Annotated in this window: 27 protein-coding genes, 1 tRNA gene and 2 pseudogenes; 16 read left to right on the plus strand and 14 right to left on the minus strand. The window is 67.9% G+C overall.

Annotated elements, in window-relative coordinates; all coding sequences use genetic code 11:
* Positions 1 to 62: 62 nt before the first annotated feature.
* Positions 63 to 488 carry a large conductance mechanosensitive channel protein MscL gene (gene mscL, locus AC3ENO_RS02975; protein ID WP_434969120.1) on the minus strand — a complete coding sequence of 142 codons (426 nt, stop codon included), beginning with the start codon at positions 486 to 488 and terminating at the stop codon, positions 63 to 65.
* Between the two features lie 15 nt (positions 489 to 503).
* Between mscL and AC3ENO_RS02980 the strand changes: the two genes are divergently transcribed.
* Positions 504 to 680, plus strand: a complete 177-nt coding sequence (locus AC3ENO_RS02980; RefSeq protein WP_434969152.1) for a hypothetical protein — start codon at positions 504 to 506, stop codon at positions 678 to 680.
* Positions 681 to 694: 14 nt separating this feature from the next.
* Here AC3ENO_RS02980 and AC3ENO_RS02985 read toward each other — a convergent pair.
* Both AC3ENO_RS02985 and AC3ENO_RS02990 read right to left on the minus strand, forming a co-directional pair.
* Positions 695 to 835: pseudogene (locus AC3ENO_RS02985) on the minus strand (FmdB family zinc ribbon protein); the annotation flags it as partial.
* A gap of 28 nt (positions 836 to 863) precedes the next feature.
* On the minus strand, positions 864 to 1,460 hold the full coding sequence (locus AC3ENO_RS02990) for a 5-formyltetrahydrofolate cyclo-ligase (protein ID WP_434969121.1): 597 nt from the start codon (positions 1,458 to 1,460) through the stop codon (positions 864 to 866).
* Between the two features lie 116 nt (positions 1,461 to 1,576).
* Here AC3ENO_RS02990 and galU point away from each other — a divergent pair, with 116 nt between their 5' ends.
* The 6 genes from galU (at position 1,577) to AC3ENO_RS03020 (ending at position 5,243) form a co-directional block, all read left to right on the plus strand.
* Positions 1,577 to 2,464, plus strand: coding sequence for a UTP--glucose-1-phosphate uridylyltransferase GalU (galU, locus tag AC3ENO_RS02995; RefSeq protein WP_434969122.1), 888 nt, complete (start codon positions 1,577 to 1,579; stop codon positions 2,462 to 2,464).
* Between the two features lie 25 nt (positions 2,465 to 2,489).
* On the plus strand, positions 2,490 to 3,119 hold the full coding sequence (locus AC3ENO_RS03000) for a GNAT family N-acetyltransferase (RefSeq protein WP_434969123.1): 630 nt from the start codon (positions 2,490 to 2,492) through the stop codon (positions 3,117 to 3,119).
* A gap of 85 nt (positions 3,120 to 3,204) precedes the next feature.
* Positions 3,205 to 4,164, plus strand: a complete 960-nt coding sequence (locus AC3ENO_RS03005) for a large exoprotein (RefSeq protein WP_434969124.1) — start codon at positions 3,205 to 3,207, stop codon at positions 4,162 to 4,164.
* Between the two features lie 53 nt (positions 4,165 to 4,217).
* A tRNA-Ala gene (locus tag AC3ENO_RS03010) sits at positions 4,218 to 4,290 on the plus strand.
* Positions 4,291 to 4,404: 114 nt separating this feature from the next.
* The gene (locus AC3ENO_RS03015) at positions 4,405 to 4,683 is read left to right on the plus strand and encodes a hypothetical protein (RefSeq protein ID WP_434969125.1); all 279 of its coding nucleotides are present in this window, start codon (positions 4,405 to 4,407) and stop codon (positions 4,681 to 4,683) included.
* Complete coding sequence (locus tag AC3ENO_RS03020; RefSeq protein ID WP_434969126.1) at positions 4,680 to 5,243, plus strand: tyrosine-type recombinase/integrase; 564 nt, start codon at positions 4,680 to 4,682, stop codon at positions 5,241 to 5,243. The genes AC3ENO_RS03015 and AC3ENO_RS03020 overlap by 4 nt, the downstream gene beginning before the upstream one ends.
* Here the strand turns inward: AC3ENO_RS03020 and AC3ENO_RS03025 are convergent.
* A protein-coding gene (locus AC3ENO_RS03025) for an IS5 family transposase (protein WP_488185758.1) occupies positions 5,230 to 6,085 on the minus strand; the annotation gives its coding sequence in 2 pieces (ribosomal slippage) (positions 5,230 to 5,766 and positions 5,768 to 6,085; 855 coding nt in all). The two genes, AC3ENO_RS03020 and AC3ENO_RS03025, sit on opposite strands and share 14 nt — an antisense overlap.
* Positions 6,086 to 6,306: 221 nt before the next feature.
* On the opposite strand from AC3ENO_RS03025, the gene AC3ENO_RS03030 reads away from it, so the two are divergent.
* The 5 genes and pseudogenes from AC3ENO_RS03030 to AC3ENO_RS03050 all read left to right on the plus strand — a co-directional run.
* The gene (locus AC3ENO_RS03030; RefSeq protein WP_292800682.1) at positions 6,307 to 6,930 is read left to right on the plus strand and encodes a site-specific integrase; all 624 of its coding nucleotides are present in this window, start codon (positions 6,307 to 6,309) and stop codon (positions 6,928 to 6,930) included.
* Between the two features lie 101 nt (positions 6,931 to 7,031).
* Positions 7,032 to 7,229 (plus strand): helix-turn-helix domain-containing protein, encoded by a 198-nt coding sequence (locus AC3ENO_RS03035; RefSeq protein WP_434969127.1) that lies wholly within the window; start codon positions 7,032 to 7,034, stop codon positions 7,227 to 7,229.
* Entirely contained in the window at positions 7,226 to 7,426 is a 201-nt protein-coding gene (locus AC3ENO_RS03040) for a hypothetical protein (protein ID WP_434969128.1), read from the plus strand. Before AC3ENO_RS03035 ends, AC3ENO_RS03040 begins: the two co-directional genes overlap by 4 nt.
* Before the next feature lie 2 nt (positions 7,427 to 7,428).
* Complete coding sequence (locus AC3ENO_RS03045) at positions 7,429 to 7,845, plus strand: hypothetical protein (RefSeq protein WP_488185756.1); 417 nt, start codon at positions 7,429 to 7,431, stop codon at positions 7,843 to 7,845.
* Positions 7,846 to 8,081: 236 nt separating this feature from the next.
* Positions 8,082 to 8,654 (plus strand): annotated as a pseudogene (locus AC3ENO_RS03050) (AAA family ATPase); the annotation flags it as partial.
* Between the two features lie 309 nt (positions 8,655 to 8,963).
* On the opposite strand, the gene AC3ENO_RS03055 reads toward AC3ENO_RS03050, so the two are convergent.
* Positions 8,964 to 10,316 (minus strand): ISL3 family transposase, encoded by a 1,353-nt coding sequence (locus AC3ENO_RS03055; RefSeq protein WP_336633669.1) that lies wholly within the window; start codon positions 10,314 to 10,316, stop codon positions 8,964 to 8,966.
* A gap of 413 nt (positions 10,317 to 10,729) precedes the next feature.
* Between AC3ENO_RS03055 and AC3ENO_RS03060 the strand changes: the two genes are divergently transcribed.
* Positions 10,730 to 11,110: a hypothetical protein gene (locus tag AC3ENO_RS03060; protein WP_434969130.1), complete on the plus strand. Its 381-nt coding sequence runs from the start codon at positions 10,730 to 10,732 to the stop codon at positions 11,108 to 11,110.
* Between the two features lie 464 nt (positions 11,111 to 11,574).
* On the opposite strand, the gene AC3ENO_RS03065 is transcribed toward AC3ENO_RS03060, so the two are convergent.
* The gene (locus tag AC3ENO_RS03065; RefSeq protein WP_434969131.1) at positions 11,575 to 12,201 is read right to left on the minus strand and encodes a DUF305 domain-containing protein; all 627 of its coding nucleotides are present in this window, start codon (positions 12,199 to 12,201) and stop codon (positions 11,575 to 11,577) included.
* Between the two features lie 164 nt (positions 12,202 to 12,365).
* Here AC3ENO_RS03065 and AC3ENO_RS03070 point away from each other — a divergent pair, with 164 nt between their 5' ends.
* On the plus strand, positions 12,366 to 12,845 hold the full coding sequence (locus AC3ENO_RS03070) for a cupin domain-containing protein (protein ID WP_434969132.1): 480 nt from the start codon (positions 12,366 to 12,368) through the stop codon (positions 12,843 to 12,845).
* A 36-nt stretch (positions 12,846 to 12,881) separates the two neighbouring features.
* Here the strand turns inward: AC3ENO_RS03070 and AC3ENO_RS03075 are convergent, their stop codons facing one another.
* From AC3ENO_RS03075 to AC3ENO_RS03085, 3 genes are read right to left on the minus strand one after another with little or no spacing between them, the layout of a single operon-like run.
* The gene (locus AC3ENO_RS03075) at positions 12,882 to 13,706 is read right to left on the minus strand and encodes an ABC transporter permease (protein ID WP_434969133.1); all 825 of its coding nucleotides are present in this window, start codon (positions 13,704 to 13,706) and stop codon (positions 12,882 to 12,884) included.
* A complete protein-coding gene (locus AC3ENO_RS03080) occupies positions 13,703 to 14,746 on the minus strand; it encodes an aliphatic sulfonate ABC transporter substrate-binding protein (RefSeq protein ID WP_434969134.1) in 1,044 nt (347 codons plus the stop codon). Before AC3ENO_RS03080 ends, AC3ENO_RS03075 begins: the two co-directional genes overlap by 4 nt.
* 49 nt (positions 14,747 to 14,795) lie before the next feature.
* Complete coding sequence (locus tag AC3ENO_RS03085; protein WP_434969135.1) at positions 14,796 to 15,635, minus strand: ABC transporter ATP-binding protein; 840 nt, start codon at positions 15,633 to 15,635, stop codon at positions 14,796 to 14,798.
* A 145-nt stretch (positions 15,636 to 15,780) separates the two neighbouring features.
* On the opposite strand from AC3ENO_RS03085, the gene AC3ENO_RS03090 reads away from it, so the two are divergent.
* Positions 15,781 to 16,248 (plus strand): DUF3817 domain-containing protein, encoded by a 468-nt coding sequence (locus AC3ENO_RS03090; RefSeq protein WP_434969136.1) that lies wholly within the window; start codon positions 15,781 to 15,783, stop codon positions 16,246 to 16,248.
* 18 nt (positions 16,249 to 16,266) lie between these two features.
* Here the strand turns inward: AC3ENO_RS03090 and AC3ENO_RS03095 are convergent, their stop codons facing one another.
* Genes AC3ENO_RS03095 through AC3ENO_RS03105 form a run of 3 tightly spaced genes read right to left on the minus strand, consistent with a single transcriptional unit; the run spans position 16,267 to position 18,004 of the window.
* Positions 16,267 to 17,025, minus strand: coding sequence for a ZIP family metal transporter (locus tag AC3ENO_RS03095; RefSeq protein WP_434969137.1), 759 nt, complete (start codon positions 17,023 to 17,025; stop codon positions 16,267 to 16,269).
* 54 nt (positions 17,026 to 17,079) lie between these two features.
* A complete protein-coding gene (locus AC3ENO_RS03100; protein WP_434969138.1) occupies positions 17,080 to 17,220 on the minus strand; it encodes a hypothetical protein in 141 nt (46 codons plus the stop codon).
* Positions 17,221 to 17,224: 4 nt separating this feature from the next.
* On the minus strand, positions 17,225 to 18,004 hold the full coding sequence (locus tag AC3ENO_RS03105) for a glycosyltransferase family 2 protein (RefSeq protein ID WP_434969139.1): 780 nt from the start codon (positions 18,002 to 18,004) through the stop codon (positions 17,225 to 17,227).
* Between the two features lie 38 nt (positions 18,005 to 18,042).
* On the opposite strand from AC3ENO_RS03105, the gene AC3ENO_RS03110 reads away from it, so the two are divergent.
* Positions 18,043 to 18,519, plus strand: a complete 477-nt coding sequence (locus AC3ENO_RS03110) for a YbaK/EbsC family protein (RefSeq protein WP_434969140.1) — start codon at positions 18,043 to 18,045, stop codon at positions 18,517 to 18,519.
* A 10-nt stretch (positions 18,520 to 18,529) separates the two neighbouring features.
* Here AC3ENO_RS03110 and AC3ENO_RS03115 read toward each other — a convergent pair whose 3' ends face one another.
* Positions 18,530 to 19,801 (minus strand): DUF445 domain-containing protein, encoded by a 1,272-nt coding sequence (locus AC3ENO_RS03115; RefSeq protein ID WP_434969141.1) that lies wholly within the window; start codon positions 19,799 to 19,801, stop codon positions 18,530 to 18,532.
* 29 nt (positions 19,802 to 19,830) lie between these two features.
* A complete protein-coding gene (locus AC3ENO_RS03120) occupies positions 19,831 to 20,958 on the minus strand; it encodes a baeRF11 domain-containing protein (RefSeq protein WP_434969143.1) in 1,128 nt (375 codons plus the stop codon).
* Positions 20,959 to 21,026 lie beyond the last annotated feature (68 nt).

The raw sequence follows: 21,026 nt of genomic DNA on the forward strand, positions 1-21,026 counted from the left end.
GGCTCGGCGACCTCCGTGTGGGTTCGCGGGGGTGGCTGTGCGGGTTCGCGGGGGTGGCTGTGTCAGGGCTTCGGCGGGGCGGCGTCGTTCTGCTTCTGCAGCAGATCGCGGATCTGGATGAGGATCTCGGCCTCGCTGGGCATGGGTACGGGCTCGGGCGGCATCTGCTCTCGGGCGGCGGCGCGCTCCTTGAGTCGGTTCATCGGCATGACGAACGCGAAGTACACCACAACCGCCACGGCGAGGAAGTTGATGACCGCACCGACGATCGAGCCCCACGCGAATGTCGTGGTGCCGCCCATGAGCGTGGGCACCTCCCAGGTGAGGGAGTTGAGGTTGTCTGCCTGAAAGATGAGGGCGATCAGCGGGTTGATCAGGCCCGCGACGATGGCGTTGACGATGCCGGTGAACGCGGCGCCGATCACGACGGCGACGGCGAGGTCGATGACATTGCCGCGGAGGATGAACTCCCGGAATCCCTTGATCATGGCTATCCCTTGGTGATGGAGCGTCAGCTCGAGCTCGAGGCGGTCGCGGTGCTCGTCGAGGCGCTCGACGCTGACGACGAGCTCGAACTGGACGACGAGCTCGAGCTGTCGGACTTCGAACCCGAGTCCTTCGATCCCGAGCCGCCCGAGTCCTTACCCGCGCCACCGGTCGCGCGCGAGTCGGTGCGGTAGAAGCCCGATCCGTTGAACGTGACCCCGATCGAGCCGTATTCCTTGCGGAGGGCGCCGCGGCATTCGGGGCATTCGGTCAGTGAGGCATCCGTGAACGACTGCACGGCTTCGAATCGGTGGCCGCACTGGCGGCAGACGTAGGCGTACGTGGGCATCGGTTGTCTTTCGGTCGGTACGAGAGTGCTAGCTGTGGGAAAGGGGAAGCTCGACGATCCGCGTGGGGGTCACCACGCCCGTCACCGGCTGGTCGTGCAGGTCCCGCGGAACCTCGGTCACGAGTTCGTCGTCGAAGATGACGGCGTAGACGGGCGGGCAGCGCTCCATGGAGCCGATGGTCTTGTCGAAGTAGCCGCGACCCCAGCCGAGTCGCATCCCCGTCGTGTCGACGGCGGCAGCCGGGATGATCATGAGGTCGACGTCGTTCACCGCGATCGGGCCGAGCAACTCGCCTGTCGGCTCAGGCATCCCGAACAGGCCTTCGACCTCGCTGCCGTCCCGCTCGGCGACGGTCCAGTCGAGCAGTCCGTCGGCGCGGGTGATCGGCAGCAAGACGCGGAGTCCTCGATCGATGGCGGCGTTCACGAACTGGCGGGTACCGGGCTCGCTCGTCGTCGACAGGAAGCACGAGACGGATGTCGCACCGAGTCTGTTCACGAGGGCGTCGAGCTGGGTCCGGATGCCGGCCGCTGCCGTGTCGCGCGCTGCCTCGGACGTCATCTGACGACGCTCTCGCAGGTCGGCGCGCATGGCGCGCTTCGCGTCGGCGATCGCATCGGACATGCGTAGATTCTAGGGTGCGTGGTCGGTGCGGCAGGTTTCGGCCGGTGATGTCGACGGATGACGCCGGGCGCGGCATCCGTCACATGCTGTTCATAGCGGCTCGGTAGAGTGAGGTCATGTCTGATCTCCCCTTCAAGGCAGTTATTCCGGCGGCAGGTCTGGGCACCCGCTTCCTTCCTGCTACCAAAGCCATGCCCAAAGAGATGCTGCCGGTCGTCGACAAGCCGGCGATCCAGTACGTCGTCGAGGAAGCCGCCGCCGCAGGCATCCAGGACGTTCTGATCATCATCGGGCGCAACAAGAACAACATCGCCAACCACTTCGACTCGGTTCCCGAACTCGAAGAGAAGCTGCGTGAGAAGGGCGACGGCAAGAAGCTCGCGGCCGTCGAGCACTCCTCTGATCTGGCCGAGGTCCACATGGTGCGCCAGGGTGAGCCGAAGGGTCTGGGCCACGCGGTGCTTCGTGCGAAGTCGCACGTCGGTAACCACCCGTTCGCCGTCCTGCTCGGCGACGACCTCATCGACGAGCGCGACCCGCTGCTGACCAAGATGCTCGACGAGCACCGTCGCACGGGCGCTGCGATCGTCGCGCTCATGGAGGTCGACCCCGAGCAGATCCACCTGTACGGCTGCGCCGTCGCCGAGCCCACCGACGATCCGGATGTCGTCACGGTGGGGGGTCTGGTCGAGAAGCCGGCCAAGGAGGACGCGCCGTCGAACCTCGCGATCATCGGGCGCTACGTGCTCGCGCCGTCGGTGTTCGAGGTGCTCGAGCACACCGAGCCGGGCAAGGGTGGCGAGATCCAGCTCACCGACGCTCTCGAGGAACTCGCGAAGGACCCGAACGGTCCCGGCGTGCGCGGCGTGGTTTTCCGGGGTCGTCGCTACGACACCGGGGATAAGGTGGACTACATCAAGGCCATCGTTCAGCTCGCGTCCGATCGTGAGGATCTCGGCGCCGAACTGAAGCCCTGGTTGAAGGATTTCGCGGCGACCCTGTAAGCGCCGCCCGGGTCGGAGGGGTCACGTGGATCTGACGTCTCCCCTCCAGCACGGCCCGGTATCGATCCGCCTCGTGCGACCCCGCGACGCCCGCGTGCTCCAGCAGCTGCTGCTGGAGAACCGGTCATGGTTGCGCCGGTGGGAGGCGACCAGTCCCGACGGGCCGGTCTCGTTCGACATGAGACTGAGCATCCGTCGCCTGCTCCAGCAGTACCGGGACGGTTCCGGCGTGCCCTACGTCATGGAGTACGAGGGGCAGTGCACCGGTCAGCTCAACGTGTGGGGGATCGCGCGCGGCTCGCTCGCGTCGGCCACGATCGGGTACTGGATCGCCGAGGAATTCGCCGGTCGCAACATCACCCCGATCTCGGTCGCGCTCGCAACGGACATCTGCTTCCGCGAGCTCAATCTTCACCGCGTCGAGATCTGCATCCGTCCCGAGAACCACGCGAGCCTGCGGATCGTCGAGAAGCTGGGATTCCGGTACGAGGGGTATCGCCGGCGCTACATCCACATCGACGGTGACTGGCGTGACCACTACGCATTCGCACTGGTGCGCGAAGACGTTCCCGAGGGCGTGCTACGGCGGTGGGTGTCGGGGCGGGTGCCCGCGGATGCTGCGACCGTGCCCCCCGAAGACCGGATGCCGGTCTGAGGCTCGTGCGCGATCCCGGCAATCGGGACCGACACACGTCTCGGGCTCCCGGGTTCGAGGGGGCCCGTCGCATACCGTATGGATCATGGACGGGCAAGTACTGGGCGGCGGGGTCATCGTTGCCGTTTCGGTGCTGCTGTGGCTCGTCTACCTCGTGCCGTCATGGTACGAACGTCGTCAGTACGACGCGGCTGAACGCAACGCCGTGCGTCTGAACCAGGCGCTGCGCGTGCTCGCTGAGACGAGCGAGACACCGGATGAGGTGCGGCTCGAACTCAACGCCCGCACGGCGCTCGCGCAGCAGCGGGAAGCCAAGCGCGCGCTCGCCGAGCGTGAGCGTCTGGCAAAGCTCGCGGCTGCGGAACGTGAACAGGCCGCCGTGGAGGAAGCCCGCGCGGATCTCGCCGTCGCGAGGTCGATTCCCGCGGCACGCCGGGCACGCGCTCGCCGTCGGGCACGGCTGCTGACGACGATCGTCGGGGTGATCGCGATCGCCTTCCTCGGGTGGGGGGCCTGGCTGTTGGCGACGACCGGATCGCAGGTCATGCTGTGGTGGTCCGCGGGCATCGTCGCTGTGTGTGCCGCGATGCTCGTGCAGATGGCGCGGGTCTCGTCGCGCGCTGCTGTGCGCTCTCAGACATCAGCGTCCGCCCCGGCCAGAACAGCACCGGCTGTGCAGGATGTCGCGCTTCCCGTCTCGCGCCAGTGGGCGCCGCGCGAGTTGCCCAAGCCGCTGACCGCGGCATCCGGGTCCCGGGCCGCTGCCACCCTGGACGCGGTCGCGGCGCGGGAGGCGCTTCGCCAGGCCGCACTGGACGAGGCCATGCGCCAGCGTGCGGACGCTGCCGCTCCGCCCACGATCGAGCGTGTTCGCGCCGATCGGGAGCGCGCTCGGGCTGCGGCATCCGGAGGTGCGGTCCCGCGCGACGCAGCTGCTGCGCCGTCGAAGCCGGGCGTCGACTTCGCACGCATGGGGTACGTCGACGACGCTGAGATTGAAGCGCACGTTCGCGACCTTCTGAGCCGTCGCGCCGCCAGCGCGTGAGGCGTCTGAACTTCAATCCGCTGCGGCGTGCGTGATAGTGTTACTGGGTTCACGGGCCTGTGGCGCAGTTGGTAGCGCGCTTCGTTCGCAATGAAGAGGTCAGGGGTTCGAATCCCCTCAGGTCCACACCCGGAACCGCGTGATTACGCGGCATTCTTGGGCACTGGATGAGTTCAGCCCTCCAGCGGAAACCACCTGTGGGGCCCTTCTTGGGTCTCGCGGACCGCAAAGGAGCAACTCATGTCCTCTGTCCACCGTGAATACCAATCGACTGATTCGCCCTTCTTCTCCTTCTGCTCGTGCGCGCGGAACGCGGACCACGCCGCGGAAGCGGCGCCCTCCTTCGATGACGTGGCCGCGCTCTGCAGCACGTGGGGCAACGCGATCGAGCATGAAGGGTTCGACCCCGACGACTTGCGCGAGTATGTCGACCACCACGTGGCGCTGGCCGCCAGGCCGGGGGCCCTCGCTGACCCTCTGGAGGCCGCGCTTGCCTTCTCGATGGAGTCGGGCAGGTGACGCGCCGCAAGACGGGGCTGGCCCGTCGCAATCCGAACGACTTCGGCTCCGTCGAAAAGCGCGGCGAGCGCTACCGTGCACTGTTTCGTAGGGACGGCCGCACGATTCGGGCTCCACGCACTTTCACGACGCGCGATGACGCCCGCCACTGGTTGAGTGAGCAGGAACGCGCGTTGCGCGGAGGCACATGGATTGACCCGCGTCTGAGCGAGGACTCGCTCGCGGCCTACGTTGCGGCCTGGCTCTCGGACCACAGCGCCGACCTCTCGCCGCGCACAGTTGAGAACTACAGCAGGCACCTCACCAAGTGGGTGCTCCCAAGGCTCGGGAAGGAGAGACTGGGCGAGATCACGCCCACGAAGGTGCGTTCGTGGCGGGCTGGCTGTCTGAAGGACGCCGCCGCAGCAGCCGGGGCCGGACAGGAGCAGCCCTCGGCGGTCAGCATTCGCGCCTGGGCTGTGGCGACTGGGCTGGATGTGGCACCTACTGGACGCTTGCCCCAGCACATCGTGCTCGCGTGGAATGCCGCTGGCTGTCCCACCCTTACTAGGCCGTGTTGATCAAGTCTGATTTGATCCAGATGAGCGTCGCGGCGAGGCTGACGGCGGCTCGGTAGCTGCGGAGGAGCTTGTCGGAGCGCATCGCGATGCCGCGCCACTGCTTGAGCCGGTTGAAGCAGCGCTCGACGACGTTGCGGCCCTTGTAGCGTTCCTTCTGCTGTTCGCCGAAGTCGATCGGCCGGCCCGGCTTCTTGCGGCGGTGCGCGACCTGGTCATCACGCTCCGGGATGGTCGCCGCGATACCGCGGTCGCGGAGCCAAGCACGGTTCGCCTTCGACGGGTACCCCTTGTCGGCGAGCACCCGGTCCGGGCGGGTCCGTGGCCTGCCCTTCCCGTCGCGGGGGACGCGGATGTCCTCGAGTACTGCGGCCATCATCGTGGTGTCGTTGATGTTCCCGCCGGTGATCATCATCCCCAGCGGCCGGCCGCGACCGTCGCAGACCAGGTGCAGCTTGGTCGTCAGCCCGCCACGGGAGCGTCCGATCCCGTGATCAGGCGGCTCGAACCACGGATTCTTGTGATTCGGCAGAGCCCCCTGTGTCCCGCTTCAGGGTCGCGCCGTGCTGATGCACACGAGCGATCGTGGAGTCGATCGAGACGACCCAGTCGATCTTCCCCGCGGCGTCGGCCCGCTTCTGCACCTCGGCCAGCAGCTTCTCCCAGGTGCCGTCCACGGCCCAACGGTTGAACCGCTTGTAGATCGAGTTCCACTTCCCGAACCGGTCCGGCACATCCCGCCACGGAGCCCCGGTGCGGTACTTCCACGCCATCCCCTCGACAGCCAACCGATGATCCGCCCACGGCCTCGACCTCCCGGACGCCGTCGGCATCAACGGCTCCATCACGGCCCACACCTCGTCAGAGATCTCCTGTCGCGTCACCGCTTAAGACTCACCCAGCCGGGAGCGAAACCTCTTGATCAACACGGCCTAAGCGAACGCGGCGCGGTACGGGCGCTGCCGCCGTCGCTGCGGCGTACGCGGTGCTGCGGACGGTTCTCGCGACGGCGGAGCGGGAGGAGTTGATTCCTCGCAATCCGTGTCGGATTCGTGGGGCTGCCACAGTGAAGTCCGCGGAGCGCAAACCCGCGACCCCTGAGCAGGTGCGTAGTCTCGCGGATGCGATGCCGGAACGCTACGCCGCAGCGGTGATCGTTGCCGCCTGGTCTGGCTTGCGTTCGGGTGAGCTCAGGGCGCTGGCTCGTCGCCATGTAGACCTGGACGCGGGCACGATCCGAGTGGAGCGAGCCATCCTGGAGCTGTCGGGGCAGAAGCCCACTTTCGGGCGGACCAAGACGGAGGGATCACGACGTGTGGTCGCGCTGCCCGAGTTCGTCATGGAGCAGTTGAGACGTCACATGGAGGCGTACGTCGGGTCATCCGAGGGCTCGCTGTTGTTCTGCACGGAAGACGGCGGCATCCTTACGCGCACGTGGCTGGGCCAGATGTTCCGGCGAGCGCAGAAGCGGGCAGGACTCGAGTCGCTCGGGCTGGCATGGCACGACTTGCGGCACACAGGGGCGTCCCTCGCGTACGCGGTGGGGTCGTCGGTGGTTGATGTTCAGCGGCGACTGGGGCATACGACAATGACCGCCGCGAACCGATACGCGCACGCTTACGCATCGTCGGACGCTGCGGTCGCGGCCCGCCTGCACGCCGCTTTCGGCCGCCAGGAGGAGGCGGCCTGATCGTCGCCCTATCGCGACCTCTGAAGATGTGTCGCCAACCTCCGTGATATGCCGTCGCGTGCCCCTAGACTCCGCGGCACATTAGTACGAAGGAGGGCAAGATGCCCCAGAATTCCGCGGACCTATTCCGCATCCTCACTGTCCGGGACTGCGCCGAGCTTCTCGGAATCAGCGCCCAAGCGGTCTACCGCGCGATCCAGCGCGGCGACCTTCGCACGATCCGCCTGGGCCGCTCCGTTCGCATTCGGCAATCCGATCTCTCTGCCTTCCTATCAGCCGAAACGGAGGTCGCAGCGTGAGCGCCGCGACCATCGACTTTGCGGCAGCGCGGGCGGATGCGGAGGCCGGGAACTTCGGCTCGCGGCGTGTGAAGGCGGCGCTTGCGAGTGCCGGTATGCGGGCGTCTCGGCGTCATGTGCGGCGGTTGGTTGATGACGGTGTGCTCACCGCCGACTCCTTCGCGGCGGCCACGGCGGGTCTGGGGGCAGCAGCATGAACGTGCTCTCGGACGAGATGATGGCGGATGCTGACGACCTCAGAGGCGCGCTCCTTCGCGGTGCAGTCGGGGACTGGATCGACGCGAGGCGCGACCGTGAGGAGGAGGTGCGCATTCCCGTTGAGGTCGTTTCCTTCATCTGGAGCGCGGAGTCGAAGCACATCGGGCTGACGCGGGAGTTCGTCAGTTCCGCGGATGCTCGCAAGGTCGTTGAACGGACCATCGAGGACGGCGCGTTGGCGCGGTGGCCCCGTCTCCTGCCAGACGATGGCGATGGGTGGCTGAGCGCATCACAGTCCGACAGGGACGCGGACGCCTTCCGCGACGCAATCCGGGAGTTTGTCGTCAGCACGCTCATGGTGAGACTGACAGAGCGTGCGTATGCCAGCGGCGAGTCAGGCGAGGCCTGGGCTGCATGACGGTTCGGGAGGCTCTGTCGGAGCGCTGGATGGCCGAGGCTGAGAAGGCGTGGCAGGAGAGCCAAGCTGAGCAGGCGGCGATTGAGTCGCTGCGCCAAGAACAGGCCTGGCGGGAGGGCGTCCGTCGGGCTGAACGTATGACGCTTGCCCGTCGCGTGCAGCACTTCGCGCAAGAGGACGCCAAACTACCGCGAGGTGGGTTGCGGGAGGAGGTGAAGCGGCAGCGGGCGCGGGACATGGCGCGGGCGCTCCTGGCGGCCGAGCACGCGGAGGCAATCGATATCCCGGAGGCGACCTCCCTCACGGACCTGCTCGCCACCGAGATGGAGGCGGACCTGTGGGCCGTGGACGGCCTCCTTCACGTGGGCGGCAACGCTCTCCTCGCGGCGCAGCGGAAGGCGGGCAAAACGTCGCTTGTCCACAATCTCACGCGCTCCCTCGTCGACGGTTCGCCATTCTTGGATCACTTCCCGGTCAGCGGGACTCGATCCGTTGCGATTCTCGATTTTGAGATGAGTCCTTCGACGGCGCGGTCATGGCTCGAAGGAGCGGGCATCCGCAACACGGATCGGGTCGCCCTCTTCTCGCTCCGCGGCAAGGCGTCCTCTTTTCGGATCACCGACGCTGCTGTGCGAGCGCGCTGGGCGGAGCGGCTACGTGGTGTCGACGTGCTCGTGCTCGACCCCGTGCGGCCGCTGATGGATGCTCTCGGGCTGGACGAGCATCGTGAGGCCGGGAAGGTCCTCGCTGCCTTTGACGCACTCAAGGAGGAGGCCGGAATCTCGGAAGGAATCGTCGTCCATCACGCCGGCCACGCCGGGACACATGCCCGAGGCGACAGCCGATTCGAGGACTGGCCCGATGCGATCTGGACCCTCACTCGCGAAGACCCACGCGATGCCCGCTCCCTTCGCTTTTTGGAGGCTCAAGGGCGTGACGTGGACGTGCAGCGGGGGCTTCTGAGCATCTACGACGGGCGCCGCCTCGCCTTTGCGCCCGATGCGGCAGCCGCTGTAGGAGACCGTCTCGTCGACGCCGCTGTGGATGCCCTGACGGCCCGCGGTGCCATGGGAGCGGACGAACTGGGGTTGCTCGGGATCAAAGGGGCTCTGCGCATTCTAGGTGGGGGTGAGGGGGTCAAGTCCGCCGGCGATCAGGAGCATGCGGAGCCGGTAGTTGTCGTAGTTGGTGAAGCCGCGGGCGATCCGGCGGGCGAGTTCGATGAGCCCGTTCACGGCCTCGGTGCCGCCGTTGGATGAGCGTCCTGTCGCCCAGTAGGCCAGGAACGCGGCTCGCCACTGGGTGAGGGTGCGGCCGAGGCGGGCGATTTCGGGGATCGGGCAGGACGGGAACGATTCGAGAACCTTCTCGGCGATCTTGTGCCCTTCGACCAGGTTGGGGTGCCGGTAGGCGTCGCGGAGCTGCTGGGCGGCGTGCCAGGCGACTTCAACTTCAACGTGCTCCTCCCTCGTCGCGAACGCCGCGTCGAGCCGGGACCGCTGCCTGTCGGTGAGGCGCTCCCGTCCGGCGCGGAGGATGTTGCGGATCCCGTAGAGCGGATCTCCCTTGCGGCCGCGATGGCCGAGGGTGTCTTGCTGGACGCGGCGACGGACGTCATCAACCGCGGCGGTGCCGAGCTTGACGACGTGGAACGCGTCCAGCACCGCGGTCGCGTCGTCGAGTTCGTCGTCGAGGGCCTTCTTGTAGCCGGCGAACGGGTCAAGAGCTGCGATCTTCACCCCGGCACGGAACTGCTCGTCCCGCTCCTTGATCCAGTCTGCGTACGCCTTCGAGGATCGACCTGGCACCAGGTCCAGCAGTCGCGCCCGCACGCGTCCCGTGGCGTCTCGGGTCAGGTCGACCATCCCGGTCAGCTCCTTCGGACCGCGCCCGCCGTCGGCGACGGGCTTCGTGGACACGTGATGCCACAGGTGCTCGTCCACGCCGAGCACTTCGACGCCATCGAACCGGCCAGGGTCCTGCTCGCGGCGCTGCAACTCGGCCTCCACGTGCGTCCAGACCGTGCGCCACGCGACGCGCAGCTGCCGAGCGACACCGCGCACTGACGCGTTCTCGCGGCGCATCTGCGCCACCGCCCACGCCACCGCGCGAGCCGTCAGCGCTTTGTTGGCCGCCGCGACGGCCGGGTTCTGCTCCGTGAATGAGCGCACCCCGCACCCGTCCTGGCGACACCGCCAGCGGCGCTTGCGCCACCGGACCCGAACCGGAGTCCCGCCCATCGGGGCGTCCGTCAGAACGAGCACCTTCCGTCCCGCCGACTCCGCGACCACTCCGCACTCAGGGCAGCCGACCGGACCCGGCGGCGACTCGGCATCGATCACGAGCACGCCATCGCCGCGACGCTCGACCCCGGCCACCCGGAGCCCGTCGAGTCCGACGAGCAGGTCGCAGCGATCACAGTAGACAGCAGAACATGGGCGCGCGGCGGCGCAGCGCGTAGCATCAGGCACGGGTCGAGGTCTCCGGACGAACAGGTTGCTTGGTCGCTACCGATCCTCCGAGCCTCGACCCACCTCACCCCGTCACGCCACGCCCGAGCGCCTCACCCCACCCAGAATGCGCAGAGCCATCAAAGGCATCTCGAAGAACACCGTGAGAGGCATTCTCGCCCGCGCGATCGAAGGAGGAAGGGTGGCCGAGCAAAGAGAGGGGAGGCGCAAGCTATACGCGATAGTGTCCCCCACGAGAGAGTCCCCCGTCGATCGGGCGGCGGGGGCTCCCACATAAGCGCTCATCTGTCCGTTCGGACGGTGAATCCCCGCCTTGGAACGACATCATCCCCAACCATCCCCCACCCCCTTAAGGGGGGGATTTGGGGATGGTTCCGCTTGGGGGAAAAACAGAAAGAAGGAGGATCGGAATCATGAACCATGGGATCAAAGAAACGAGCAAGATCGCGACCGCGCTTGCCCTCGTTGCTCTGCTGACCACGCTCGGCGCCTGTTCACAAAGTCGCGAGGCTGACGATGGTGTCGCTGAGCGCTGTGGCGTGCTGGTTGAGATCGATGAAGCGCTCGAGCTGGCTTCGTGGGCGGGATCCCTGGCGGGGATGGCGGTGCATGCTGAGCGGCTGTCGGAGCTGGCTCGTGAGGCGGGGGATGTGGGGCTAGACGAGGTGGGGAAGCAGCTGCAGCAGGTGTCGGAGGCTCTCTCTCGGGGGAACTTCGAGGCACTGGATGTATCGGGGCAGCGGCTCGTGGTGGCTATCGCTGAGGTCGAGAAGGAGTGTTGGCCGGGGGAGTGAGTGCGTGGGGTGGATTACCCCGTATTTGGGCGGGGAGCTGAAACGTGCGCGCAGGTGCGGCCCTGCCCTGTCGCCCGTAGCGGCGATTCTGCAAATGTGAGTGGTTTCGCGCCTCCGCTCCTTCCCTGGCGAAACGTTCTCACTGGGGACCATATGGGACTCGGGCCGCGATTCGTCGCGATTCCGGGCGACTCGTGGTGATAATGTAAATGTGTTCCTAGTCAGGAACTTTCCCGCCAATTCAACCCGTCCGCTGGGGCTCAACACCTATTTCGCAATGAAGAGGTCAGGGGTTCGAATCCCCTCAGGTCCACCAAGGAAAGGCGCCCCCGCGGGCGCCTTTCGTCGTTCTGTGGGGAGCGAGAACCCGTGGGCGGGCCGGCGCCGCCGGAGGCTCCGCGCACTGCGTCGCAGCCGGTGGAGTGGTGGTGTGACAAATCCCCTCGGGTGGGTCCACCCCCCGCTCATTCCGTGGCGGACTGCCCCTCGCAGGTACGTGCCGCCGGCTGGGTGTACTCGGGGACGGCGCGCGCGTCGGCTTCTGCCGCAGTGGAGGCGACGCCGTTCGCTTCGATGTCTTGGATCAGCCACTCCATCTCCCAGATCTCCCGCCGCTGGGCTTCGCTGATCTCCACAGCCAGCTCGCACACGCGGATGTCGGCCAGTTGTGCCCGCTCAGAGCGCGTGATCGCGAGCGAGTGGTGAGGAATCATCGCACGCATGAAGGAGGTGTCGTCGACCGTTGCCTGGGTTCGATCGAGGACGATCCCTCCGGCAATGAGGAGTACGCTGACGCCGATCACGGCGACGTTGGCTTTCCAGCTTCGGTACATGTTGAGCATCCACGCCAGCATCACCAGGCCCATCGCGCCGCCCATCGTGAGCGCCATGAAGACTCGGCTCTGGCTGAACTGAATGTGTCCCCACTCCCAAGAGCCGGCGAACATGACGGCGTACATGATCACCATCCCGGTGAGGATCATGGCGGCGAAGCGCAGATACGTCTGGGCGCTCATCGTCTTCTCGTTCTGCTTCTTCCCCCCGCCGTGCTCCTCGTGCCCGGGCGCGCTCCCGTTCTCGTTGCCGTTCATCTGCCTCACCTCTCTTGTCTCGAACGGCGACCCCTCGCAGATGGCCGCGTGATTGGCGTGTCCCGGTGAAGGGTAGGCAGCGTCGTGAGTGCCTTCTACGTCCTTGACAGACGCGTCTCGTGAGTCGCATCCGCGCTTTCCCAGCGATATACCACGCTTGCCTCATGCAGGTGCGCCGCAGTTTCTCCCTGATCCTGCTCGTCACGTGCCTGCTCGTGACCGGGTGTACGACATCGCCTGACCCGTCGCAGACCGCTGACCGGAGCCCATCCGCGAGTCCCGCGCCGGTCACCGCCGAAGACCTGGCCGCAGGGGAGAACCCCTCCGGAGTCGACGTCCAGGTGGACGGGGCCTCACAGGTCGTGTTCCGCCGCATCACGCTCAGCCCCGGCGCGGGGACGGGTGAGCACTGTCACGCCGGTCAGCTCATCGCCGTTGTGGAGCGGGGCGCACTCACCCATTACGCTCCGATCTACCCCGAGGGTAAGCACATCTACACGACCGGAGACGCGATCGTCGAGGGTGCGGGCTACATCCATCACGGCGTCAACGAAGGAGCCGACGATGTCGTGCTGCTGGTCACCTATGTCATTGAGGCCGGAGAGCCCCTCGCGCAGACCGACCTGATGAAGTGCGACCGCTGACGCGCCGAGATCCCGCTCGACACAGCGGGTGCTCGCCTACATCCACCGGCGTAGCAGGAGTCTCTGCGCGAGACTGAGGAGTCCGTTGGTCAGGGTGCCGAGGATCGCGAGCAGCACGATCGCGAGCAGGATGCGGTCGACCCGACCCGTCGACTGCGAGTCGGTGAGGAGGAACCCGAGTCCCATGGCGGCGGCGAGCAGTTCGGCCGCGACGAGGAAGAGCCATGCCTGGGCCAGCGCGAGTCGCAGACCCGCCACGATCGAAGGCACCACGGCCGGGAGCTGCACGGTGCGCAACAGCGCGAACCCCCGCAGGCTGAACGAACGAGCCATCTCGACGGCATGCGGATCGACCTGCCGGAGCGCGGCACTGACGGTGGTGAAGACGGGGAAGAAGGCGCCGATCGCGATGAGGGTGACCTTGGAGTCTTCGCCGATGCCCATCCACAGCAGCAGCAGCGGCACGAGGGCGAGTGAGGGGATGGCTCGAAACGCCGCGAGCGTCGGGCTCAGCAGGATGTCGCCGGCACGCGTGAGCCCCACGACGGCGGCGACCGCGAGCCCGACGACCGAGCCCACCGCGAAACCGAGCAGGACGCGCTGGATCGAGATCGCGATGTGAATCCACAGGTCACCGCTCTGCGCGAGCTGCACTGCCGCATCCACGACCGTCGCCGGCGGCGGCAGTCGGTAGGGCGGGACGAGCCCCGAGGCGGTGACCGCCTGCCACAGGCCGAGGATGACGAGGGGCAGGATGAGACCGCCGATGAGTCTGGTCGCGCGGCGATCCCACAGGGTGCGTGGCGCCGGGGCGGCGTCACTCAGACGCTCGTCGCCCCGAGTGCTGGTGAGCGCGCTCATCGGTCCTGAGTGGCCTTCTCGGCGAAGGTGGGGTTGATGATCGTCGCGAGAGCCTCGTCGATCGCTGCCTGTCCGCCCTGGACGGCGTCGGATGCGACAAGGACGGGAGCGATCTTCTCGAGCACCGCGAGCTGGTCGGCTCCCGGGATGCCGCTGACGTCGAGGTTCGAGCGTTCCTGGATGACAGTGGCGGCGACGTCGGGGTCGATTCCCGCGACCTCAGCCAGGAGTGCGGCGGTCTCTTCCGGGTGCTCGAGAGCCCACGCGCGCGCCTGCTCGTAAGCATCCACGACGACCTGAGCGAGGTCCGCGTGCTCGGCGAGGAACTGTTCGGTCGCGTTGAGGAACCCGTAGGAGTTGAAGTCGACGTTGCGGTAGATCAGACGCGCGCCCGACTCGACCTCCGCGGCCGCCATGATCGGGTCCAGGCCCGCCCACGCGTCGACGGACCCGGCATCCATCGCGGCGCGACCGTCGGCGTGCTGCAGGTTCTGCACGTCGAGGTCGTCGATCGACACGCCCTCGGCCTCGAGTGCCTGGAGAAGGAAGAAGTACGGGTCGGTGCCGGCGGTTGCGGCGATCGAGCGGCCGACGAGGTCCTGAACGGAGTCGATCGGGCTGCCCGCCGGAACGACGATCGCCGACCACTCCGGCTGCGAGTAGATGTCGATGACCTGAATCGGCGAACCGTTCGCGCGTGCCAGCAGCGCGGCCGAGCCCGCCGTGGAACCGACATCCACCGAGCCTGCCCGCAGGAACTCGTTCGCCTTGTTGGAGCCTGCCGACTGCACCCACTCCACGGTGACGGTGTCGCCGAGCGCCTCCTCGATGAGGCCCTGCTCCCGGATGATGAGGCTCAGCGGGTTGTAGGTCGCGAAGTCGACGGTGAGCGAGTCGGAGGACCACGCGCTGCCGCCGGCGGCTGCCGGCGCGGCGCTGGCGTTCTCGCCGGCGAGGCAGCCGGTGGTCGCGACGGCGATCGCAGCGGTCGTGAGAAGGGCGAGGGTGGCACGGATGCCGAGAGCTGTGCGGGAAGGCATGAGTGTCTCCGAGGTCTGAGGGTGTCGTGGTGAGGGGCGGGTCGGTGGGTCAGGGGAGGGGAGCGTGATGGGTGTCGACGCCCAGGCCGGTGAGCAGCTCGGCGCGAAGGTCTGCGAAGGCAGCATTGGCGCGATCCCGAGGGCGCTGCCCGGGCGCGGTGAGGATGCGGGCCACTGACCCGGAGTCGTCCCCTGGCGCGAGAGTGCGCAGCAGCAAGACGCGATCGGCGAGGAACAGTGCCTCCTCGACGTCGTGGGTCACGAGGACGACGGTGGTCGGCTCTGCTGCGTGGACCTGCAGCAGCAGATCCTGCATCCGCAGTCGGGTGAGGGCATCGAGTGCGCCGAACGGCTCATCGAGCAGCAGGACCTCGGGTCCCCGCGCGAGGGCTCGGGCCAGCGACGCGCGCTGGGCCATGCCGCCAGACACCTGCCGCGGGGTCAGGTCAGCGGATGCCGTAAGCCCGACGAGCTCGAGAAGCTCTGCGACGCGCTCCCGCCCCGCCCGGCGGCCGGCGCCGCGCGGGAGGCCGAGTTCCACGTTCTGCGCGATCGTGCGCCAGGGCAGCAGGCGCGGCTCCTGGAAGGCGATCGCGGTGCGCGCGTCGGTGTCGACGACGGGGTGCCTGGCGACGGCGATCTCGCCCGTGGTGGGGCGGTCGAGACCGCCGATGACACGCAAGAGAGTCGACTTCCCGCATCCGGATGGGCCGACGATGGCGACCATCTCACCAGCGCGGAACTGCAGGGTGAGTCCGCGCAGCACGTCGCGTCTGCCATCGACGCCGGGAAACGTGCGGCCGACGCCGACGAGATCCACGGCGCCACCCCGCGGTGCGGTGGTGACGGTCTCCGGGGCGGCGGAACGATCGAGTGCGGTCAGGGACATGCGCACCATCGTGGCGGGCCCGGGCGGGGCGCGCCCAACCGCGTCGTCATGAAGCGCATCGCGGTGTCATTCTTGGACGCGCACCGTCACGAAGCGAAACGTTCGAGGTGACCAGGGGTACGCCGCCTTCAGATATGCTGAAGGTGTGTTCCGAACCCCGCTCTCCCTCTTCCGCACCCTCGCGATCCTCGAGGCGATCTCGTGGACCCTGCTCATCGGGGCGCTCATCGTGCGCGCCGTTGACCCCGAGCTCGCGCTCGCCGTCACGATCGGCGGCGGCATCCACGGCTTCGTGTTCCTCTCGTACGGCGCCACCGCGATCCTCGTGGCCCTGAACAACAGATGGCGCGCGTGGCCGACCGCGGTGGCGCTCGTCAGCGCGATCGTGCCCTACGCGACCATTCCGACCGAGATCTGGCTTCACCGGCGCGGCTCGCTTGTCGGTCAGTGGCGCCTGGAGCAGACCGATGATCCGCGGGACCAGGCCTGGTACGACCGGGCGCTGCGGTGGTTCCTCCGTCGGCCGTGGGTTCTCGGCATCCTCATCGCGGCAGCTGTGGTCGTGCTCTACGTGGCGCTGCTGCTCATCGGTCCGCCCGGCGGCAAGGGCTGACAGGCGCGAGCCTCCACATCACCCGAGTTCGTGCATGACGAAGGCGAGCAGGAAGCCGAGGGTCGTCCAGAGTCCGGTCAGCAGGTGGAGACGCTCGAACGCCTCCGGGATCATGGTGTTGGCGACCATGGCCAGCAGCGCGCCCGCGGCGATGCTGGTGATGACGGCGACGAGTTCCGGTGGGGCGGCCTGGAGCGCAAGGTAGCCGACGACGGCGGCGATGACGGATGCCGCGGTGATGCCTCCCCACAGCAGCGCGACCGTGCGGCCGCGGTTCCCGTCCTGCTTGAAGGCGGCAGTGGATGACAGTCCCTCGGGAATGTTGCTGATCGCGATCGCGGCGACGATCGGGATGCTGATGCCCCCCGTCTGCAGCACCGAGAGTCCCATGACGACCGATTCCGGTATGCCGTCGATCACGGAGCCGACTGCGATCGCCGCCCCGCCGCCCGAGAGGGCAGCCGTGCCCTTCCCACGGCGTTTGGCGATATTGCGCGCGGCGTCGGGCACGGTTTTCGGACGGGACACCAGCCAATCGGCGGCGATGTAGATCACGGCGCCCGCGAGGAAACCGCCCGCGGTCGGCACGACACCGCCGCCCTCGGCGGCTTCCGCGACGAGCTCGAACGCGAGGGTCGAGATCAGCACTCCTGCGCCGAACGCCATGATCGCTGTGACCACGAGCCGCGGCACCGTCACGAACCACGCGACGCCGGCGCCGAGGAACAGCGCCCCGCCGCCGATGAGGCCGCTCAGGGCCGCGAGCCACACGTCCACGGGCCCAGCCTACGCACGCGCGGACCCACGGCGGGCGCGGCATCCGTCCGTGGCTCAGCTCCCGCCGGAGAGGATGCCGATCAGCCCCGACACCACGAGATACACCCCGACGCCGGCGACCACGATCCAGATCGTGATGCGCGCGGGCGTGATCTTGTTCTTGTCATCGCCCGATCCGCCGCCGAAGAAACTCATCCGCTCAGGATAGCGGCCGAGTCGTCCCGCCTCGACGACGGCGACGCAGCCACCCCTGCTCGGTGAGGTAGCGCAAGAACTCTCCCTTGTCCGACACGAGCCCCGCGAACTGGTTCTTCGTGTCGGGGATGAACCAGAACCGGGCGCGCGAGCGGGTCAGGCGCCAGCGGTGCAGGTGGTCCGCCACGTAACTGAGCCACAGATCCTCGACGAACCAGAACCTCTCGGGGCACTCGAACACGCGAGGATCCTCGAAGATCGAGGTGTCGATGATCATGCCGCACGTGCCCAGGTACTGCGCGCGACGACCCCGGAGCGCCGGAACGCGCAGCCAGTAGCTCGGCGGCAGCGGAAAACGATAGGCCCACCATCCGCTGGCGCTGCGCGGCCGGGCCTCCGAGACCAGGGTCGCGATCGTTGAGGGCCCGAACAGCTGGTCGTCGTCGATGAAGACGACATACGGATGCCGCGCCGCGAGCTCTCTCGCCAGGAAGAACCTGCCGTACCCGCCGATGTTCTGCTCGGAGTGGCGGAACGTCACGGCGATGCTGCTCTGGCGGGCATCGGCTTCGAGCGCGTCGCGGATCGCCGGGTTGTTGTTCCAGACGTGGAGTTCGATCCGCACATCGTGCTGCTTCTCGAGCAGTCGCAGCGTCTGCGAGAAGTACTCAGGACGCCGCCACGTGCACATCACCACGGGGACAGGCGCGCCGGTGTGGTCGGTGGCACTGTGGTCGGTGGCGCTGTGGGTGGTGGCACTGTGGTCGGCGCGGCGATTGTCCACGTTGCGACGCTACCGGGTCTTCGCCGTAGGCTCGGACAGTGACCGAGCATCTTCCCGCCCGCAGCCGTCTCGTCCACGATGCCATCCGCGCAGCGGGCATCCCGGGAGAGATCGTCGTGCTCCCGGATGCCGCCTCCACCGCGGCGCTGGCTGCCCAGGCGCTGGGGATCGAGGTCGGCGCCATCGCGAACAGTCTGGTGTTCTGGTCGGACGGCGAGCCGCTGCTGGTGATGACCAGCGGCGCCCACCGGGTCGACACCGCGGCGCTGGCGGCGCGGCTCGGTCGAACATCCATCACCCGCGCGACACCCGAGCAGGTGCGCCAGGCGACCGGCCAGGCCATCGGCGGCGTCGCGCCCACGGGGCACCCCGCCCCCCTCGTGACGATCATCGACGAGGACCTCGCCGCCTTTCCCGAGATCTGGGCGGCCGGGGGCACGCCGCACACGGTGTTCCCGTTGACCTTTCCGCAGCTGGTCGATCTGACCGGTGGAACGGTGATCAGCGTCGTCTGACGCACGCGCCTCAGCCGAACACGGCGTGTGCGACCGTGTAGATCACAAGTCCCGCGAGCGCGCCGACGATGGTGCCGTTGAGACGGATGTACTGCAGGTCACGCCCGACCATGAGCTCGATCTTCTCGGTGGTCTCGGCCGGGTCCCACCGCTCCACGGTGTCGGTGATGAGCGAGGCGATGTCGTGACGGTAGCGGTCGACGAGGAAGACGGCGGCATCGGTCACCCAGGTGTCCACGCGGCGCTGCAGCTCCGGCTCTCTCGCGAGGCGTTCCCCGATATCGCGCAGCGTCGCGTCGATCTGAGTGCGCAGGCCGCTCTCGGGGTCGGCGAGCGCGTCCAGCAGGCCCGTCTTCGCGGTGCTCCACGCGTGCGTCGCGAGCTCTCGCACGCGCGGGCTGTCGAACACGGCGAGCTTGGCGTCCTCGAACCGACCGATTGTCTGCGGGTCGTGCTGCATGCTCTCGGACAGGCGGGCGAGGTAGTCGCTGATCGCTGCACGGGCAGGATGCTCCGGGTTCGTGCGCACCGCCCGGACGAACGTGACCGCTTCCGAGTAGACAGTCTCGTCCACGAGGCGCGCCGCGATGCTCGGCACCCAGGAGGGGAGCCGCCCCGACACGAGGCCGGTGAACGCGTCGCGGTTGTGGGCGAGCCACTCGTCGATGTTCTCCGCGGCGAGGTCGACGGCCGTGCGGTGCGCGTCTGCCTCGACGATGCGGCCGAGCCATTCACCGATCGCCGGTGACCATTCCGGCACGATGAGATGCTCCCGCGCGAGGGCGGTGATCACCTCCTGCGCATCGTCGTCGCTGAGGGCGCGCAGAACGCCCGATCCCATCGCCGCCGCTTCGGATCCGATCCGAGACGCGTGAGCCGGATCGCTCAACCAGGTTCCCAAGCGGGCGGCGATCGACAGGGATTCGAGCTTCGTACGCACGACGTCGGTCGCGAGGAAGTTCGTCTCCACGAACTCTCCGAGGCTTCGCCCGATCTCGTCTTTGCGTCGCGGGATGATCGCGGTGTGAGGGATGGGGATCCCCATCGGATGCCGAAACAGCGCCGTCACGGCGAACCAGTCAGCGAGCGCACCGACCATCCCGCCCTCGGCGGCGGCGCGCAGGTAGGCCAGCGCGGGCACCTGCTGCTGGCCGATGAACCCGACCAGGAACAGCGCCGCCATGACGAGCAGGGCCCCGAGCGCAACGGACTTCATGAGGCGCAGGCCTCGCCGCCGTTCCTGGTCGGCGGGGCTCAGTGACGATGTCGGCGTGCGTGCCATGCCCACATCCTCACACGGCGCCGTCGAGCTCAGGTCGCCATCTGCTCGAGCGGGAATCGCAGGGTCGCGGCAACCGGTGACCCTTGGATCATGTCGTCGTGACGGGCGGCCCGGACGGTTCCGCCCGTACGCAGCACGCGCGCAGCGAGCTCGTCGACGAGAACGGTCGATTCGGGTCCTGCCGCGTCGGCTCGCGCGATGCGCCCCCGATCGTCGATCGTCCCCTCGGCGTCCGAGTCCATGTCGAACAGCAGCTCCTCGACGGCGGCATTGGCCGCTGCGACGGCGACGTCGTCGAGGGTGTCCGCGGCAAGGCCTTGGGCCTGAAGCGTGCCGAAGCGCTCGCGCCACGCCGCCAGCAGGCTGTCTTCGTGGTCGTCGACGATGCGACGGGCTCTCTGCTCGAGAGCCGCGTCGTCGAGCGATTCCGGGTGCGCGTCGATCCCCGCCTCAAGCAGCGTGGGATGGGTGTTGACGGTGCGGTAGGCGGGTGCGAGGTCTGTCGTCGCGCTGAGGATGACGGGGACTCCCCGGGGGACGATTCGCGCGACCTCATCCTGCACAACGCGGCAGTACCGCTCTCGCTCCAAGCGGTCCCCTGTGGATCCTTGCGGCCGCGGGAAGTCGGCCTGGCCGCCGTTGTCCGCCTCCTCGAGGATCAGCCGATGATCGCTCGGCAGCGACAGGTCGTGCTCGGTGAGGCCATGGTCGGCGCCGAACTCGGTCAGGCGCGCGCCGCCGCGGGAGATCTGCACGATGAATGCGCGTCGGGGGAATGTCACGGCGCGAAGCAGCGATCCGGTGTCGAACCTGTCGGATACCGTCGCTCGTGCGCTGAGCCGGTTGGCCAGCCGGAAGGCGTCGAGTCGTTGGGGTGACGCGAGAAGCACGAGCGAGCGAGACTGATGCATCCAGAAGTCTTCGTCGTCGAGGACGAAGCGCAGTCGCGCGACCGCCGCTTCTCGCGAGGGTCGGTCGATACGGGCATCCTTGGCCTGCCGGTCTGCGTCGTCGATGAGATCGCGCAGCTGGATGCGGATCCTCTCGTGGTCGGCCGGGATCGGCGACGACGCAAGCGTGATCGTGATGCTCGGGACGCCACGCATCTCCACGAGTTCGAGGAGGTGGTCGGTCTGGGGGATGTCTGCGGGCAACATGCGTGCGACGCTACGTCGCCGTCCATGTGGGCGCGATGCCCTTGCATCGGCGTGCGGGACTCGCTAGA

It is taken from the genome of Microbacterium sp. bgisy207 (assembly GCF_057706855.1).